The sequence below is a fragment of the Streptomyces sp. NPDC050610 genome, assembly GCF_040654875.1.
In the GTDB taxonomy this organism is placed as follows: Bacteria; Actinomycetota; Actinomycetes; order Streptomycetales; family Streptomycetaceae; genus Streptomyces.
Genome location: NZ_JBFAIV010000032.1, coordinates 43,235 through 59,850, shown reverse-complemented (window position 1 = coordinate 59,850; position 16,616 = coordinate 43,235). Strand labels below are relative to the sequence as shown.

Annotated in this window: 15 protein-coding genes; 10 read left to right on the top strand and 5 right to left on the bottom strand. The window is 71.1% G+C overall.

What is annotated here, in order from left to right; all coding sequences use genetic code 11:
- Positions 1-12 precede the first annotated feature (12 nt).
- The 5 genes from AB0I22_RS30975 to AB0I22_RS30955 all read left to right on the top strand — a co-directional run bounded on the left by AB0I22_RS30975 (position 13) and on the right by AB0I22_RS30955 (position 5,286).
- The gene (locus tag AB0I22_RS30975; protein WP_363134279.1) at positions 13-558 is read left to right on the top strand and encodes a hypothetical protein; all 546 of its coding nucleotides are present in this window, start codon (positions 13-15) and stop codon (positions 556-558) included.
- The gene (locus AB0I22_RS30970) at positions 555-1,658 is read left to right on the top strand and encodes a hypothetical protein (RefSeq protein WP_363134278.1); all 1,104 of its coding nucleotides are present in this window, start codon (positions 555-557) and stop codon (positions 1,656-1,658) included. Before AB0I22_RS30975 ends, AB0I22_RS30970 begins: the two co-directional genes overlap by 4 nt.
- Positions 1,655-2,959: a hypothetical protein gene (locus AB0I22_RS30965; protein WP_363134277.1), complete on the top strand. Its 1,305-nt coding sequence runs from the start codon at positions 1,655-1,657 to the stop codon at positions 2,957-2,959. The genes AB0I22_RS30970 and AB0I22_RS30965 overlap by 4 nt, the downstream gene beginning before the upstream one ends.
- A gap of 210 nt (positions 2,960-3,169) precedes the next feature.
- Entirely contained in the window at positions 3,170-3,859 is a 690-nt protein-coding gene (locus tag AB0I22_RS30960; protein ID WP_363134276.1) for a DUF5701 family protein, read from the top strand.
- A gap of 281 nt (positions 3,860-4,140) precedes the next feature.
- Positions 4,141-5,286: an alpha/beta hydrolase gene (locus tag AB0I22_RS30955; protein WP_363134275.1), complete on the top strand. Its 1,146-nt coding sequence runs from the start codon at positions 4,141-4,143 to the stop codon at positions 5,284-5,286.
- Between the two features lie 68 nt (positions 5,287-5,354).
- Here AB0I22_RS30955 and AB0I22_RS30950 read toward each other — a convergent pair whose 3' ends face one another.
- Positions 5,355-5,837 (bottom strand): hypothetical protein, encoded by a 483-nt coding sequence (locus AB0I22_RS30950; protein ID WP_363134274.1) that lies wholly within the window; start codon positions 5,835-5,837, stop codon positions 5,355-5,357.
- Positions 5,838-5,929: 92 nt separating this feature from the next.
- Positions 5,930-7,168 (bottom strand): MFS transporter, encoded by a 1,239-nt coding sequence (locus AB0I22_RS30945; RefSeq protein ID WP_363134273.1) that lies wholly within the window; start codon positions 7,166-7,168, stop codon positions 5,930-5,932.
- A gap of 308 nt (positions 7,169-7,476) precedes the next feature.
- Here AB0I22_RS30945 and AB0I22_RS30940 point away from each other — a divergent pair, with 308 nt between their 5' ends.
- A complete protein-coding gene (locus AB0I22_RS30940; RefSeq protein ID WP_363134272.1) occupies positions 7,477-7,932 on the top strand; it encodes a hypothetical protein in 456 nt (151 codons plus the stop codon).
- A gap of 96 nt (positions 7,933-8,028) precedes the next feature.
- Here AB0I22_RS30940 and AB0I22_RS30935 read toward each other — a convergent pair whose 3' ends face one another.
- From AB0I22_RS30935 to AB0I22_RS30925, 3 genes are all read right to left on the bottom strand, one after another.
- Positions 8,029-8,562: a hypothetical protein gene (locus tag AB0I22_RS30935; protein ID WP_363134271.1), complete on the bottom strand. Its 534-nt coding sequence runs from the start codon at positions 8,560-8,562 to the stop codon at positions 8,029-8,031.
- Positions 8,563-8,746: 184 nt separating this feature from the next.
- Positions 8,747-9,169, bottom strand: coding sequence for a hypothetical protein (locus AB0I22_RS30930; protein ID WP_363134270.1), 423 nt, complete (start codon positions 9,167-9,169; stop codon positions 8,747-8,749).
- Positions 9,126-9,956 (bottom strand): hypothetical protein, encoded by an 831-nt coding sequence (locus tag AB0I22_RS30925; protein WP_363134269.1) that lies wholly within the window; start codon positions 9,954-9,956, stop codon positions 9,126-9,128. The genes AB0I22_RS30930 and AB0I22_RS30925 overlap by 44 nt, the downstream gene beginning before the upstream one ends.
- Before the next feature lie 1,187 nt (positions 9,957-11,143).
- Here AB0I22_RS30925 and AB0I22_RS30920 point away from each other — a divergent pair.
- The 4 genes from AB0I22_RS30920 (at position 11,144) to AB0I22_RS30905 (ending at position 16,614) form a co-directional block, all read left to right on the top strand.
- Positions 11,144-12,220, top strand: a complete 1,077-nt coding sequence (locus tag AB0I22_RS30920) for a hypothetical protein (RefSeq protein WP_363134268.1) — start codon at positions 11,144-11,146, stop codon at positions 12,218-12,220.
- A gap of 1,052 nt (positions 12,221-13,272) precedes the next feature.
- A complete protein-coding gene (locus AB0I22_RS30915; RefSeq protein ID WP_363134267.1) occupies positions 13,273-13,872 on the top strand; it encodes a chemotaxis protein CheB in 600 nt (199 codons plus the stop codon).
- A complete protein-coding gene (locus AB0I22_RS30910; protein WP_363134266.1) occupies positions 13,872-15,737 on the top strand; it encodes a CheR family methyltransferase in 1,866 nt (621 codons plus the stop codon). The genes AB0I22_RS30915 and AB0I22_RS30910 overlap by 1 nt, the downstream gene beginning before the upstream one ends.
- A gap of 22 nt (positions 15,738-15,759) precedes the next feature.
- Positions 15,760-16,614 carry a GAF and ANTAR domain-containing protein gene (locus tag AB0I22_RS30905; RefSeq protein ID WP_363134265.1) on the top strand — a complete coding sequence of 285 codons (855 nt, stop codon included), beginning with the start codon at positions 15,760-15,762 and terminating at the stop codon, positions 16,612-16,614.
- Positions 16,615-16,616: the final 2 nt, after the last annotated feature.

Below are 16,616 nucleotides of genomic sequence, written 5' to 3'. Positions count from 1 at the left end.
ACGGAACCGATCGTGAACCTCCGTACCGCATTCATCCGCAGGGCCGTCGCCCTCGCCGCCACCGCCCTCGCCGCCACCCTCTACGGCGCCCCCGCGGCCGGCGCCGTCACCGCCGCGCCGCCCGTCGCGGCGGCTCCCTGCGCCGAGAACGACACGCAATGCCAGGAGAAGGAGAAGGAGAAGGAACAGGAGTCCAAGCGCGAGCAGGAGGAGAAGCAGACCGAGGAAGGCCGGGAGCAGGTCACCAAGGACACCGGGGCGGCCAAGGAGGACATCGGCAAGGCCAAGGACCAGGTCCAGTCGTGCCCGCCGGAGTCCCAGGAGTGCATGGGCAAGGTCGTCGGCGACGGCACCGATCAGTACAAGGGCACCGCGCAGGGCAAGAGCATGGGCGAAGCCAAGGACAAGATCGACAACTTCCACCCCGAGCCGCAGAACGACGCGGGCGCGGCGGTGGGCTCCACCTGCGACCACTTCGCCGCCGACCTGCCGCCCTCCGCGCTGCGGTCCGACGACGGCGAGTCTCTTACGGGCGTCTGCGAGCTGATGGCCCAGTGAGCGACCTCCGTATCCCGTACGTCCGCACACTGTGCGTCCGGTGGCGCGCCAGGCTCCTCCCGGTCACCGCACTCGCGCTGGCCGCCGTGCTCCCGGCCGCCGCGTCCGTGGCCGCCCAGCCGCTGCCCGAGTCGCTGAAGCGGGTCCAGTACGAGCCCCGGTCCGCCGCTGAGGGGCGCTCACCGGCCCCGGAGCGCCCCGCCATCCCCCAGGCACGGGCGTACGACAAGAACGGCAAGCCGATGGCGTCGACCGCGCCGGTTCTGCGGTACTGCAACGACAACCCCAAGGGCTGCGGCTTCACGATGGATCGCGCGGTGGTGCCGCTGCAGTTCTTCAGCACCGTGAAGTCGCTGGGCAACGCGGTCATCAACTGCACCAAGAGCAACATCATCGTGGACCGTACGGTCGACCTGCAGACCGGCAGCCAGGACAACCTCGGCGGCGAGATCACCGGGTCCATCGCCATCGAAGGGCACATCAACGCCAGTGGCGAGGTGTCGGCCGGGGTGAGCGGCGAAGGCCACGCGCTCGCCAAGACGCCCGACCAGAGCAAGGGCCCGAGCGCCGAGGCCGGCGCCAAGGCCGGTGCCAACGCCAGCGGCAAAGTCGGGGCCCAGGCGGGGCTGAAGGCCGCCTTCTCCGGTGCGTTCAAGGCCCACTACAGCAAGACGTGGACCACCACGCACACCGAGTCCACGAAGTACCAGATGACCGTCAAGACCGGAGACGCTCTGGTCTTCGGCGCGAGCGCGGCCATGGAACGGATCTCGGGCACGCTCACCACCAGGCGCGGCGACCGCGTCGCCAATGTCGTCGTGGACGGCCCCTCCACCGTCAACAGCAGCTCCTTCATCGCCAGGACCAGCACCGCGCCCGGCGACACCTGCGACCGGCTCCGCCCGGCAGGCGACACCGGCCCCGACCGGTCGGTCCGCCGGCCGGTCGCCGACCGCGCCCTGGCCGCTCCCGGCTCAGGGCACCCCGTCTCGGCCCCCGTCCGGCGGTCCGTGTCCGCGCCCGTCCCCGCGGCACGCACCACGGAGGGGCTCACCGTGCTCCCCGCCGACCTCGCTCGAAAGGCACACGACGCCCCGTGACGCGAACCGACCGATACCGCGAGCGCGCGCGTAGCCCGCGTACCCCGCGCACCGCCGCGGCGTTCGCCCTCCTGGCAGGCGCCCTCCTGGCCGGGCCCGCAGCCCTGCCGCAGGCCGCCGAGGCCGCCGACGAACCCGGCGCCCGTACCGTGCCCGTCATCAACGGGGACTTCACCGCCCCCGCCTACGCGGCCACCGGCAGCGGCGACAGGCTGACAGGCTGGACCGTCCAGTACCCCTACCGGCTGCTCCCCAAGGACGCCGGCCACTCCGACGGCCTGCCCGCCCTGCTGCTGCGCAACAAGCGCGCCGCCGACCAGAGCGTGAGCCAGCGGCTGCGCGGGGTACGGGCCGGGGCCAAGGTGACCGTCACCTTCGACGACAGCACCGGCGGCGCGAAGAACGCCTGCGGCCAGAACCAGATCGCCCAGGGACAGCCGTACACCCTGCAAGGCAGCGGGGGCACGAAGCACCACTTCACCACCGACCCGGGCAGCACCGCCTGGCACCGGGACCGCAGTTACACCTTCACCGCCGGCGAGAACGAGCCACAGCTCACCTTCGCCTCCGCGCAGTCCACCGGCGGCTGGGAATGCGGCCCGCTCATCGCCGGAGTCCGCGCCGCCCAGGTGCCGCCTCCAGTGGACAAGACGATCGACAAGGGCCGGCTGCCCGCCCCCGAGGCCTTCGAAGGCAACAGGCGCATCACCGCGCAAGCGGCGGCCGACCACTGCGCCGCCGCCCGCGACAACTGCGCCTTCACCGCCGACGGTGCGTACTCGTACACCTATTACGACAAGGCGCGCGTCGTCGGCGAGGCGTACCTGAACTGCACGCGCAACACCATCGCGCACGACCGTACGGTCAAGTTCAGCGGGCGCGCCTACGACAATCTGGACCAAGGCGCCGGCATCCAGCGCCTGTCCAACCCCAGGGACAACCTCCACCAGCAGTTCACCACCGGCTTCGGCGCGTCCTCCGCCGAGCCCTGGCGCTGGACCACCTCGGCCGACCGGACCGTCCACGAGACCATCGAGGCCGGCGAGGCGGGCTGGGTCGAGGCCCAGTCGGGCCGCCAACGCACCGACGGCTGGTTCATGAGCACCGCCGACGACCCCGACAAGCAGATCCGTCTGCACGTCGTCGCCGACGGCCCCTCGCCCCTGGTACCGGACCGCGTCTACCAGCGCACCGGCCCCCGCACGGCGGGTGAGAAGGAGCGCTGCCGCTCCAACCGGCCTTCCGCCACCACCCCGGTCGGCGAGGGCGCACCGGCAGCCGCCGCCGACCGGGAGAGCTGACGCCGAGCGGCACATGCCGCACCGGGCCGTGGCCCGCGGGGAGGGCGGCGCTATCGCCGCCCTCTTCGCGTCGGTGTCAACGGAACCCACGACGAGGAAAACGGGGGACGAGGGACGGAGACGAGAGCACCGTGGCGCCGGGAACACTCCGGCGCATCGTCTCGTTTGACCTCAAGCCCGCCGCTCCGAGCCGTGAACCGAGGGAGAACCTTGCCCGATACGCCGCCCGATATCTCGTCCGATGCCGCGACCGCCGGCACCGTGCCGCCTCTCCCACCGCTCGCCGCCCAGGCGGAGCGCCTGATCGAACTCGCTGTACACGAACTCGCGGGGATACCGGCCGACGACCTGCGCACCTTCGCCGAGAACGCCGCCGCCGAAGACGGCCGCACCCTGCTCGCCGTCCACCCGGACCGCGTCCCCGCCTCCGCCCTCGCGCCGCTGCTCCGCCGGGCCGACAAGCCCGGCTTCGTCGTCGTCGACATGCCCGACGTCGACCAGTTCGCCCCCTCCTCCGTCGAACTGCCCGACGCTCCTCTCTACCTCGTCACCGGCCTCGACCGGGGCGACCGCATGGCTGATTGGAGCCCGCAGGAGGCGCTGCCCGCTCTCACCGACGAGGGCCGTACGCCGTTGCTGCTCACCGAAGGCATCCATTGGGTGCTCCAGCAGCCGGCGGCCCTTGAGCGCAACCGCTGCTTCATGACCATCGGGTCCCGGCTGCGCAAGGCGAACGGGGCCCTGGACGCCCGTACTCCGGCGATCTGGATCAGTAACGGCACCGGGCGGGACGGCCGGGAACGACGCGACGCCCCGAAGGTCGGCTGGTGCTGGTGGGGCAACCGCCACACCTGGCTGGGCTTCGCCTCCGCTACGGGCCGCGGGCCGGGCGGCGGCTGATCCCGCACGCGGGGGCGGGGCTGCCGAGCCCCGCCCCGGCCGAGGTTCAAGGCCGCAGGCTCGGGACACGGGCCGCCGGGTCGGCCGGGCCAGGTCCGCGGCGCTGCCCGGTCATGGAGAAGAGCCCACGGCCCAGCAACGCGTGATAGCGCCTCAGGCGTCGCTTCGCTTAACGTGCTGTGTTCCCAGAGCAGTTGACGGGCACGGCTCCCTGTACAGCGTCCCGGAGTCCTGCCGGTCCTACGTGCTCACCGTGGCAGCACACCGACAGGACGAAGCCCATGAAACGCATCCTTCTACTCGCGGCGTCAGCCGCTCTCGCGCTCTGCGGTCCGGCCGCCGCTTCCGCCGCCGCCCGATCCGATGCCGCACCGGTCGACGCCGCACCGGCCGCCTCGGTCCGGGCCGCCCCCGCCTTGCCCGAACCCACCGGAACGCATCGGATAGGCCGCGTCGCCCTCCATCTGGTGGACCGGGACAGAGCCGATCCGTGGGTGCCGCAGGAGAAGCGTGAGCTGATGGTCTCCCTCTGGTACCCCGCCAGAACGCCCTCCAGCACCCCCGCGGCCTACATGACCGCGGCGGAATCCCAGACGTACGTGCAATCCAACGACATACCGGTTCCGCCGGACGCGCTGGCCAAGATCACGACCCATTCCACCGTCGGCGCCGCTCCGGTCCGGCCTCGCGGCGGACTGCCGCTGGTCCTGCTGTCGCCGGGGTACGGGATGCCGCGCGCCACGCTGACGGGCCTGGCCGAGGAACTGGCCAGTCGCGGCTACGCCGTGGCCGCGATCGGACACAACTACGAGGCCTACGGCATCTCCTTCCCCGACGGGCATACCACCTCCTGCGTGATCTGCGGCGCTCCGGACGACCGGAAGACGGGAGACACCCGTGCCGCTGACGTCTCGTTCGTACTCGACGAACTCACCGGAACCCACCCGGCGTGGAAGGGCGGCCCGCTGATCGACACCGAGCGCACCGCCATGGTCGGACACTCCGCCGGCGGCTTCAGCACGATCCCGGCCATGCTGCGGGACGCGCGCGTGAAGGCCGCCGTCAACATGGACGGAAACTTCCGGTATCTCAACGAACTGCCGGTGGACCGACCGATGCTGATGCTGGGTCAGCCCGCTCACGTACCCGGCGGCGAGGACCCCACCTGGGACAAGACCTGGAACCAGCTAACCGACTGGAAGCGCTGGCTGAGCGTCGACGGAATGCAGCACCTGTCCTTCACCGACCTGGCGGTCCTGGCCAAGCAGTTCGGCATCCCGCTCCAGGAACTCGACGGCGACCGCGCCGACGCCCTCACTCGCGCCTACGTCGCCGCGTTCGTCGATACGCACCTGCGCGGACGGCACGTTCCCCTGCTGGACGGCCCGTCATCGCGGTTCCCGGAAGTCAAGTTCCAGCATCCGTAGGCCCGTCCGGGGCTGGAGACGCGGCTTCCGCGCCCCGACCTCGCGGACCCCCGGCGCGGAGCGCCGAGCTACAGGGCGAGTACGTACGCCCGTACGGCGGATTCGCCGGCGCACAGCTTGAGCGGGTGGCCGAAGGCGCCGCGCGGGGTGGGCGGGCACGGGATGGTGCCCAAGTCGGTGTAGGCGCCGTGGTCGAGGAGGGCCGCGCGCAGTTCTCGGTACGAAGCGGTTGAAGCGGTTGAAGCGGTTGAGGCGGTCGGAACGGTCGGAACGGTCGACAGGAGGTTGACCAGGCGGGCGGGGAGAGACCCCAGGTCCTCGCCCGCCCACGTGAGAACCCGCCCCGTGGCGGAGTCCGGTGCGTCGCGCTCCTGGACCTGGATGTGCGCGCTGTGCGGATCTTGCAGCAGCAGGGCCCACAGCGGGCGCCGCACGATGTCGCGGGGGAGGGCGAACAAGCGCTGGGCCAGGGCGTCCGGGGAACCCGAGAAGAAGTGGAACTCGGCGTCGGGCGCGCGGCCCGCCGGGCCGAGGGGGTCTGTGCCGGTCATCGTCATCCGTCTCCTCTTCGTCTCTTCGTCCGGCAGGGCTCGGGCGTCCGGGGGCTGGCCCGGGGGAGCGGGCCTCGGCGAGCCTGCGGCGATCAGGGGCGGCCGGTGGGCTCCTGCGCCGATCCGGGCTCGGCCGGGGTCCGCGACGGGTTCTGCTCCTTCGCCGTCGGCAGCGTCATGGACACGGCGGCGAACAGCGCCGTGGCGCCCGCCGTCAGCGCGCCCGCCGTGGTGGAGACGTGCTGGACGACCACGCCGGTGACGAAGCTGCCGGCCGCGAACCCCACCCAGTTGGACGCGACCAGGAACGCGAACGCCTGGGCGCGGCCGGCGGCCGACGCGTACTCGCCGACCAGCACGGTCTCGATGGCGTCGGCCGGACCGTTGACGAAGCCGACGACCGCGAGCAGCGCCATGGTGAGCAAGGTGGCCGGGCCCAGCCCCAGGGTCAGGATGCACGCCCCGTACAGGGCCAGCGCGACGGCGAGCTGGGCGGGGCCGGTGCCGGGCAGCCGCAGCCCGCCGTACAGGAAACTGCCGAGCACGCCGCCGCAGGCCAGCGCGGCGATGAAGAGGCCGGCGCTGGTGCCGAGCTCCCCGGCGTGGGCGGTCACCGTCACCTGGACGCCGCCGATCGCGAAGGCGGCCGCGGCCACCACGAGCTGGATGTGCACCTGCCGCCGGTTCCAGTCGAGGCGCAGGCCCGGCCCGGCCAGCGGTGGACGTTCCTGATCCACCAGCCGTACGGCCGGCGCGGCTCGCAGCCACCACACCCCGACGAAGGAGACGGCCGCCGTGACCACGACGGCGTACAGCACGGGCAGTACGACCACGATGGCCGCCACCAGCAGCGGCCCGCAGACGAAGACGCTCTCGGTCAGCAGCCCGCAGAGGGCGAACAGGGTCTTGCGGTCGTCCTCGTCCGACACCACCGCCATATACACGGCGTTGGACACCGCCGCCGCGGGCGGGGTCGCCGCCCCGGCGAAGAAGGCGGCCGGAATCAGCAGGCCCGGCCACACCGAGGCGGCGACCAGCACCGCGAACAGGCCGAAGAACAGGGTCTGCAGACAGACCGCCCAGGCCAGCGCGGTACGGGAACCACGCCGGTCGGCGATCCGCCCCCACACCGGGGACGTGAAGGCGAGGGCGACGGCGTAAGCACCGGACACGGCGCCGGCGGTGGCGTAACTCCCGCTCGCCTCCTTGGCGACGAGCAACAGCGCCAGGCTGACCATGCCGGACAGCATCCGGCAGACGAAGGCGGCGGTCACCACGCGTGCGATGCCGGGATGGGAGAGGGCCGACCCGTACCGAGCGATGACTGCCATACGGGGCCACCCCCACGCAGCGGTTGTCCGACACCGGTCGTTGCCCGACACCGGTCGGGGTCGGACGCTACCGGCAAGCCGGGAATCCGGGAAGTGCGGACCGGCGACGCCAAGGTAGTGCGGTGGTAAAATCACGGACGATCCGAGAACGTCCAACCGCGCCAGTCGCGGGCGGCCGACTCGCCGAAGACCGGATCCCGGTCTCGACCCCCCGCCGTTGCGTGATTGGCCTGGCCGCCGTCGAGCGGCCATCCGAAGACCAGGGGGCACGTGCAATGACGACCGAGTCCTTACGGACCACCCAGCCTGTGACCGAAGCGACGGCCCAGGCCTGCAAGGCAGCAGCGTGGGACTGCCAGTCCCACCAGTTCATGGGTTCGCCCGAAACGGTACTGACGAACCTGGTCGCCCTGCCCGACGAGCTCGTCGGCCGCCGGGTCTACATGCTCATGATCCAGGGCGAAGGCCGCTCCGAGGCCCGCGTCTTCGAGCGCTTCAACCTTGAGGACACGGAGGGAACGGTCGCCACCTGGCCCGAGACCGACGTACCGGGCCTGGTCACCCAGATCACCGAGGTCCTCGTCGCCAACCGGGGAGTGCACTGTCCCGGCGAGCAGGTCAAGGCCACCCTCGAAACCGAACGCGAGCTCCACGTCAGCGCCCCGGGCCCCGCCCCGAGGACCGCCGCCGACGCGTTCGGACCGCTCATGGACGGCTTCCGCGACGACAAGTTCGTCCGGGCCACCGTGCTGGTCCTCTGCTGAGCACGGCACGAGGCGAGGACGGCCACTCAGTTGTCCGTCCTCGTCGGCTTGCGCCGACACGTCAGCCCACGGCTTCGTACCTGACGGGAGTCTGCTTCACCAACCGCTCGCGGCAGCCCGGGCGGCTGCGAGCGGATCCGCGTGGTGCAGCGAAGCGTGTATCACGGCACGCAACAGGCCGCCCGCGAGCCTGAACGCCATTTCGGAGGAGCCCACTTCGTCGAAGCCGGCCCGGTCGACGCGCAACAGCCCGGCCGGCAGCACCTGCCCGCCGACATCTCCAGCCAGCCCGTCGAGCGCCGCACTGGCGAAGTCGCGCGGCAGCCCCGCCGCCAGCGGCCGCCCCAGCTCGCTCTCGCACTCGGCATCCGCGCCGAGCCCCAGCGGCCCGCCGAACGGGACCTCGAAGACGGTCACCGCCCCCACGGGGCCCGGTGTGAACTCGGCCCCCAGAAGAGCCCGCATGTGCATCCCGCCGAGTGCTCGGCTCAGTTCCACCACGGCTCTCACGGCACGCCCCGGTTCTGCCGTCGTCGGGCGCTCGCAGCGTGAGATGTCCGTGTGGGTGTAGGTGGCAGACGGCTCATCTGTCCGAACCGCGACACGACGGCCTTCAGCGATGATCACCATGGCCCCATTCATCAAGTGCGGGAAGTGCCGGAAGTGGGGGAGGCGCCGGAAGTGCGTCAAGTTCGCCGCCGGTTGTCATTGAACATCTCCGGAGGCTGGTCGCTCACCTCGGGGGTGCAGTTCGACTGGGCGGGCCTCTTCGGCGGGTTCTCAGTTCAAGAGCTGGGTCAGGTCAAGAACTGGGTCAGTTCAGGAGCTGGGCCAGGGCTGTGGCGATCGCGGCTACCGAGGAGCAGCCGGCGGCGAGTGCCACCGCGGTCTCCACCCGGTCGCGCCGCTGTCGGCGACGGTCCTCGGCGAGCTGCCCGGTCTGCTCGATCTCCGCGTCGGCTTCCGCGAGTTGAAGATCCGGCGACGCGTACGGACGGTCAGCCGACACGTCAGGAGACAAGGACCCGAGGGCGTCGCGAAGCTGCCGGACGGCGTCGAGGAGCTGCGCGGCGGCGTCCGGCGGCCGCGACTCCCGGTAGTCGATGCGGCTGTCGTGTCCTGTGCTCACCACACCTTCCGACATGCCGCCGCCGATGTGGACGCCGCCCGGCGCGGGGCGCTCTCCCGGGGGCTCACTGCCGCCGGTTTCGGGGTTGTTCGCGTCGCGTCCGTTCACGGCGTGCTCCTTCCGCTCGTTCCTCGTGGTACGTGATGCCGGACCGCGCTCCGGTGGCCGCCACACCGCCGCTCATGGCCCCGATGTGGATGCCGCCGCGTTCCACGATCACGAGTTGCCGTTCGAATTCGCCGGTGTCGTAGCCGCGTTGGCGCAGCGCGTCCAGCACTCCGTTGGAGATGCGGTCCTGCACGGTCTTCACGTAGCGGCTGATGTCCATTTCGTGGAACAGCGGCACCTGCTGGGCGCCGCCGAGTTCACGAACCGAGGTGCGCGGTCCGTCGGGGACCGCCTGTCGAGGGCGGACCAGCCACAGCTGGCAGAGGGCGAGCGCGGTGCGCAGCAGCGAGAAGAGCGCGGCGAGCGAGGCGGAGGGGCTGGAGAGCAGGGCCTGTACGCCGTGCCTGAGCAGTTGCCGGTTGCCGCCCGCCGCGGTGTTGGCCGCTGCCTCGAACTCGCCGCGGGGCGGCGTGAGCACGTGTGGGGCCACCTCCAGCACCAGCATCCCGCCCTGGGTGTGCACCCGCACCAGGACGCACACGACGAGCTGCCCGTCCCACGCGGTGACGCGCACCCGCAGGAAGTGCCGCCGTCCCTCCCCGTCGTCGTCGACCGCTTCGCGCAGCATGTCGCGCAGCCGGTCCGTCCCGTACGGCATCCGCGCCCGAGGCTCGCGGACCGGCAGCGCGACGAACTCGTCGATCTTCAGCTGCTGAAGCCGGCCCCGGCCCTCGGCCACGTCGGACATGCGCAGGGCGGCGACCTGGGGCCGGATCAGGTCGAGCACGTCCCGGTTGGCCAGTTGCGGGCCGCCGCCCTGCCGCTGGTCGGCCCTCGGCCGCGGCGTACAGGACCGCCCCCAGCGAGAACAGGTCCCCGGCGGGGGACGGCAGCCGAGGGTGCGCGCCGACGCTTTCGGGCGCGCGGAAGGCCAGCGCCCCGGCCCGGTCCGCCGCACCGTCCGTTACGGGCTCCCGCGCTCCTGCCTCCGCCCCCGCCTCGGGGGAGAGACCGCCGTACTGCGCCAGGACCACCCTGGCGAACGGGCAGGCCCCCGTCTCGTCCGGGGCGACCAGCACCGCCGAGGGGGTGAGCTGTCCATGGACGATCCCCAGGTGGTGCCCCACGCTGAGCGCGTCGATCACCGGGGCCGACGGCGTCGGCGGCGTCGGCGGCGTCCGCGTACGCCGCCAGAGTCGTCGCGTTCGCGACGAACTCCGCGACCACCCACGGGGCCCCTCGTGCTCGACCACCTCGTGGACGGTGAGCACATGCGGATTCTCCCGGAGCCGGCCGACGCCACGCGCCCGCTCACGCACCGCCGCGACATGCTCGGCCGCCCCCCCCCGTGCCGCCTCGCGCCGCGTACGGACCGGGCACCTCGGTCACCGTGACATGGCCGCCCAGATCCTCGTCGTGAGCGAGCCAAGCCGCTCCGCCGCCGTCCGCCGCGGCCTTCCGGACGAGCCGGTAGCGATCGGCGATGAGACTGTTCGCACGTGCCATGGCGCTCCCCGTTCACACGGCCCGGCAGCCCGGACCAGACGGCACGTCACCCCACGCGGCGCCCAGGCTCCTGACACCTGCCTCTGCGCGCCGCGTACGTTCCGGTCCACGTGATGAGTCAGGACTGTCGCCTGTGCTCCTACAAGTCTCCTTGCGTCAGGGGTGGTTGGCCATCGCGAGCCCAAGGCGTTATGAGTCAGGGCGGGGGAGAGCGGGCGGCTGAGCCGCCTAGGAGAAACTCTCGGCCATGTCGGCTGTCGCGCCATCGGAGGCGACGACGGCGCCGGGTCGCGATCGGCCGGTCCGCCGCGATCGGCAGGCCGAGTCCGCGGCGTTCGGGGGCGGTGTCCCGGCCCATGCCGACCCTGCCGACCACAGCGGCTCCACGCGGCTGACCTGTGTGATGATGCTCCGATATCAGCCGGTCCTGGGGAGGGCCGGATTCATGAGAAGGGGCGGGAACGAGGCGTGGGCAAGGGCGGGTCCATATCGGACAAGGAGTGGGAGCGTTTCCTGAGGGACGCGGAGGCCGGGACTCCGGGCGCGCCCGAGGAACCGTCGGCGCGAGCCCGGAATGTGGCTCGGCTGCCACGGGACGAATCCGGTCGGTCGCAGGGGTGGCGTACGTACCAGCCGGCCCGTCGGCGGCCGGGCAAGGGCTGGTACGTGGTCGGGCTGCTCTTCGCGGTCGCCCTGCTCGTGGTGGCCCTGATCCCGGGGAAGGTCATGGGGTGGTTCGGGGGCGACGACGGCACGCCACTGGCCGCGGAGTCCGAGCGCCCGGGGCAGCCGCCGGCGGCGGTAGCGGCCCAACGCCCCACGCTGTCCGAGCCATTCAGGGGATCTCCTGCCGCGCAGTGGAGCGACGGGGCGGCAGGGATTAACCTGCCCGCCGCGCGGGCGACCGGCTGGATGAGCCAGGTCCAAGTCGCGCACGCCCTCGACCAGTCCCGGGACTTCCTCGTCTCCTCCAGCCTGGATTCCGGCGTGCTGCGCGGTGAGCGGCCCGCCAAGGCGATCGCGTTGATCAACCCCCGTCAGGAAGACATTCAGAAATATCTGGCGACCGCGTTCCGCACACCCAGCCGGGAGAACGACCCGCGGCTGCTGTTCAGCCGCTTCGAGAAATCGAAGGTGCGGCTGGTGGGCGACGTGGTCAAGACGCGGGGGCGGATCACCTTCCGCGAGGGCAAGCGCGGCGCGGTCGAGGTGACGGCCGACGTCACGTACGTCTATCCCGTCGCCCGCGCCGAAGCCGGGAGCGAGGACGTCGAACGCACCATCGTGCGCCGCGAGACCGTGATGAGCTGGGACGACCCGGCAAAGGTGATCACCGAGCCGGGGACCTTCTCCCTCCTCTCCTACAAGGCCGACATCACCAACGGCGGTTGCACCACCTTCACCGGCTACTTCACCCCTTCGTTCGGCGGCGGGCAGAGCTCCACGGGCGATTCCGAAGTCGACCCGTACGACCGGAGCGCGTCGATGGACGCCCGTATGCGGGACGCCGACGCAGCGGGCTGCGACATCGCCACGCGGTCGTGAGCGGCGGCCGGCCTGCCGGTATCTCTTGAACGGAGCGGAGCGCCGTTCCCCGCACGTCGTGGTGAGCGATTCCGTTCGGCTTCCGTCAGGGCCGTTGGCGGCGGCGTCTTCTTCTGTCGACGATGACCACGGCGATGGCTCCGCAGGCTGCTCCGACGATCCCGCAGGCGAGGATGAGAGTGAGGTCCATCGGCACCCTTCCACTGGGGGTACGGCCTCGCGACCGTACTCGGGGGCGTGCGCGTGAAACCACACCGGATTCGGTCCGTTGGCCGTGAGTGCTGATCGGAGTCTCGGCCGATGTGGTCCGGTCGCGACGGAAGAAACGGAACAAGAGACGGAACAAGAAGGGTGACAGGATCGGAGCATGACGTCGATCCGAAAGGCCCATGCCGCGTAGGCGCCCCGCTCAGCTCCGGCAGGAGCTGTCTCGTCGAGGCCGCCCGCCTCATCCTCGGGCGGCGGCCGGGTCTACGCGTTCGAGCTGAGCTATGACCGGCTGCTTGTCGGCGCCGAGCGCAGGGCTGTGATCGAGCAGTGGCGCGACATCACCGACCGGTGGCGCGCGGAACCTTTCAGCTCCGAAATCGTGGAGGCCATTACCTGGAAACCTCCGCCACGGCGTACGAGCCTGAACTGCACCGGGGTCGGCAAAGAGCCCTCCACGCAGAACAGTTCACCCGATAGGGCAAGCGCTTCGGACCAGATCTGAGATCTCAGACCTGGGACTGGGCCGGGGCGATCAAGACCGGACACCGACGGAGTGCGGCCGGTCGGCCCCAGCGGCACGAAGGCGGCGGCACGGCCGCGGCCCCGCGCGATGACGGGCTACGCGATGCCTGGTGCAGGCGCGGCGACGGGCTCGGACGGTGATCGGACACCGTACCGGGGGCCCCGACGGCGACGCGCCGCACCTGGCCGTCGGCGCTGCGCCGGGTACGGGCGTGTGCCGCTGCCACATGCCCTGGGAAGTGGCGCGTAATCCCGCCTCGCACGCCGATCGGCCGCCTCGCCGTCTCACCAGCCGGTAGAGGGTCCGCTAGGCTCGGTGCGTGACAGCTGACCAAGCACCCGGGACCCCGTACGCCATCGTCGCTGTCGCCTCCTCCGCCGGCGGCATCCAAGGGCTGACCGCGCTGCTGGGAGCGCTGAGCCCTGATCTTCCCGTGCCGGTCCTGGTGGTCCAGCACCTCGACCCGCGGCACCGGACGGTGATCGCCGACGTCCTCGCCCGCCGCACCGACCTCCTGGTCAAGCTCGCGGAGGCGGAGGAGCGCGCGCTGCCGGGCACCGTCTACATCGCGCCTCCCGACCGCCACCTCCTCGTCGACTCCGACGGCGTCCTGTCGCTGTCGAACACCGAGCTCGTCCACTTCGTACGGCCCTCCGCCGACCTCCTCTTCGAATCGCTCGCCGGTGCGTACGGTCCGCGGGCGATCGCCTGCGTGCTCACCGGGACCGGCAGCGACGGTGCGATGGGGGCGGAGGCCGTCAAGACGCGCGGCGGCACGGTGATCGCCCAGGACCCGGTGACGGCGGATTTCCCGGGGATGCCGCAGGCGGCGGTCGATACGGGAGCGGTTGATTTCGTGCTGCCTCTTGAGGAAATCGCCGCGGTGGTCAGCGGACTCGTCGAAACCAAGAGGCAGTGATGGGCGAACATCAGAACGTGGACACCGATGAGGCGCTGGAGGAACTGCTCGTCTTCATCAGGGAGGCCCGCGGTTTCGACTTCACGGGCTATAAACGTTCCACTTTGGGCCGGCGCGTACACAAGCGGATGAACGATGTGGGAATCCGCTCGTACACGGACTACCGGGATCTTCTCGAAACCAGTGCCGAGGAATTCGGCGCGCTCTTCAATACGATCCTGATCAACGTCACCTCGGTCTTCCGCGATCCGGAGGCCTGGACCTTCCTCCAGCGCGAAGTCGTCCCGGAACTGCTCACGGACACCCCGCCCGATCAGGAGATCAGGGTGTGGAGCGCGGGCTGTTCCAGCGGTGAGGAGGCGTACTCGCTGGCGGTGATGTTCGCGGAGTCGCTCGGCCTGGAGGAGTGTCTGCGCCGGGTCAAGATCTATGCCACGGACGTCGACGAGGAGGCGCTGCGCGAGGCGCGGTCGGGGCTGTACACGGCGAAGTCGCTGGAGCCGCTCGCCCCGGAACTGCGGGAGAAGTATTTCGAGCAGAACGGCGCGCAGTTCAGCTTCCGCCCCGATCTGCGGCGCCGGGTGATCTTCGGGCGTCACGACATCACCCGCGACGCCCCGATTTCCCGGCTCGATCTGCTGATCTGCCGCAATACGCTGATGTACTTCAATGTCGAGGCGCAGACGCAGATCGTCGACCGATTCCATTTCGCTCTGCGCGAGGGCGGTTTCCTCTTCCTCGGCAAGGCCGAGATGCTGCTGAACGACGCCGACCGGTTCGAAGTGGTCAGCATGCGGCAGCGCATCTTCAAGCGCCGTGCGGGCGGTGCCGGGGTGCCGTACCACCCGGCCCCCCTGAAGATCAGGGCGGGCACCGGCCCCGAGCTGCACTCGGTCGCCCGTACGCGCCAGCTGCGCGACCTGGTCCTCGACGCCGGTCCGACCCCGTCGATCGCCATCGACGGCGACGGGCTCGTCGTGGTGATCAACAGCCAGGCGAGGGTTCAGTTCGGCCTGACCGCCGGCGACATCGGCCGCCCCTTCCAGGACCTGGAGGTCTCCTACCGGCCGGTCGAACTCCGTTCCCTGATCGACCAGTCGACGCACGAGCGCCGTACGCTCCGCGTCAACCGGGTCGAGCGACGGGTGGGCGAGGAGTTCCAGCACTTCGACATCACCATCCAGCCGCTCTCCGCGCCCAGCGGGCTGCACGTCGCCACCACGATCTCCTTCACCGACGTCACGGTGGCCACCCAGCTGAAGTCCGAGGTCAAGCGGGTTCGCGAGGACCTGGAGACGGCGTACGAGGAACTCCAGTCCACGAACGAGGAGTTGGAGACCACCAACGAGGAACTCCAGTCCAGCATCGAGGAACTGGAGACCACCAACGAGGAACTTCAGTCCACGAACGAGGAGTTGGAGACCACCAACGAGGAACTCCAGTCCGGGAACGAGGAACTGGAGACCATGAACGAGGAGATGCGCATCCGCACCGAGGAGCTGGACGAGGCCCGGGCCTTCCTGGAAGGCGTCCTGACCAGCATCGCGGCGGGTGTGGTGGTCCTGGACAGCAAGCTGAAGGTCAAGAGCTGGAACCGGGGCGCCGTCAACCTGTGGGGGCTGCGCGCGGACGAGGTCCTCGACGAGCAGTTCTTCGCGCTGGACTTCGGACTGCCCACGGACGTGCTGCAGCCCATGGTCCAGCGCTGCCTGGAGTCCCGCAAGAGCTCGGGCCCGGTCAGCGTGGAGGCCCTGAGCCGCATCGGCCGGCCCATCACCTGCGACGTGTTCTGCTCCCCGTTCGACGGCCACAACGGCGGCGTCGTCCTCATGATGGAGGAAAGCCGAAGCGACAGCCCCGGCTGAGCCGGGGACGTACCCTACAGGTATGAACCCGCAAGGGCACGAAGAAGCCCTCGTCCTCGCAGCGAAGGCCAGGGAGCGCGTGGCCCGGGCGACGGAGCGCGCGCAGCGGGCCGAAGCGGCCGCCGAGCGGCACGAACTGCTGGCGGCGAAGCCCGGAGGCGAGTTCCACGCGCAGATCGCGGCGACACACCGCAGATCCGCCGCGTGCCAGTACGCCTCGGCCCGCCTCCAGGGGGCATTCGCCGACAACACGGCGGCGTGGGCCCGGGGGCGGGGCGCCCCGCCCCGCTTCATGGCCGGTGTCGCGGAGGCGTGCGGCACCCGCGGCGCGGCCCTCACGCTCGTCGACTCCGGGCAGAACCAGCTCGCGGTCGCCGTGTCCGACGAGCAGTCCCGAGCGGCCCAGGAGCTGGAGTACGTACTCGGCGAGGGCCCGTCCAAGGACGCGGCGTCGGGGCGCCGCCCGGTCCACGCGTCGGGGCCGGGCATCGCGACGCTCTGGCGCGGATACGGTCCGGCCCTCACATCTCTGGGCATCGCCTCGGTGGCCGCCGTCCCGCTGGAGACGCAGGACAGCTGTATCGGGGCCTTGGCGGTGTTCGACCCGCCACCGGGCCTCGTGGGGTCCCCCGGTCTCGCCGAGGTCGCCGCGGCCCTCATCGGCATCGTGCTCCTCGGCCCGGACGCGGACCCGGAACTCTACGGCGGGACCGACCACCGGGTGGCCGTGCAGCAGGCGGCGGGCGTGCTCTCCGCCCGTATGGGCTGCCCCGTCGGGGACGCGGTAGCGCTGATCAAGGCCCGGGCGTTCGCCGAGGACGTCTCCACCGAGGTGATCGCGCGGCGGATCGTACGCGGAGACCTGAAACTCAACTGACG

What these genes read in the sequence shown, in the direction of transcription:
- AB0I22_RS30955 (WP_363134275.1), top strand. Translation starts at nt 4,141, where the DNA reads ATGAAACGCATCCTTCTACTCGCGGCGTCAGCCGCTCTCGCGCTCTGC.
- AB0I22_RS30950 (WP_363134274.1), bottom strand. Translation starts at nt 5,837, where the DNA reads ATGACCGGCACAGACCCCCTCGGCCCGGCGGGCCGCGCGCCCGACGCC.
- AB0I22_RS30945 (WP_363134273.1), bottom strand. Translation starts at nt 7,168, where the DNA reads ATGGCAGTCATCGCTCGGTACGGGTCGGCCCTCTCCCATCCCGGCATC.
- AB0I22_RS30935 (WP_363134271.1), bottom strand. Translation starts at nt 8,562, where the DNA reads ATGGTGATCATCGCTGAAGGCCGTCGTGTCGCGGTTCGGACAGATGAG.
- AB0I22_RS30910 (WP_363134266.1), top strand. Translation starts at nt 13,872, where the DNA reads ATGGGCGAACATCAGAACGTGGACACCGATGAGGCGCTGGAGGAACTG.
- AB0I22_RS30905 (WP_363134265.1), top strand. Translation starts at nt 15,760, where the DNA reads ATGAACCCGCAAGGGCACGAAGAAGCCCTCGTCCTCGCAGCGAAGGCC.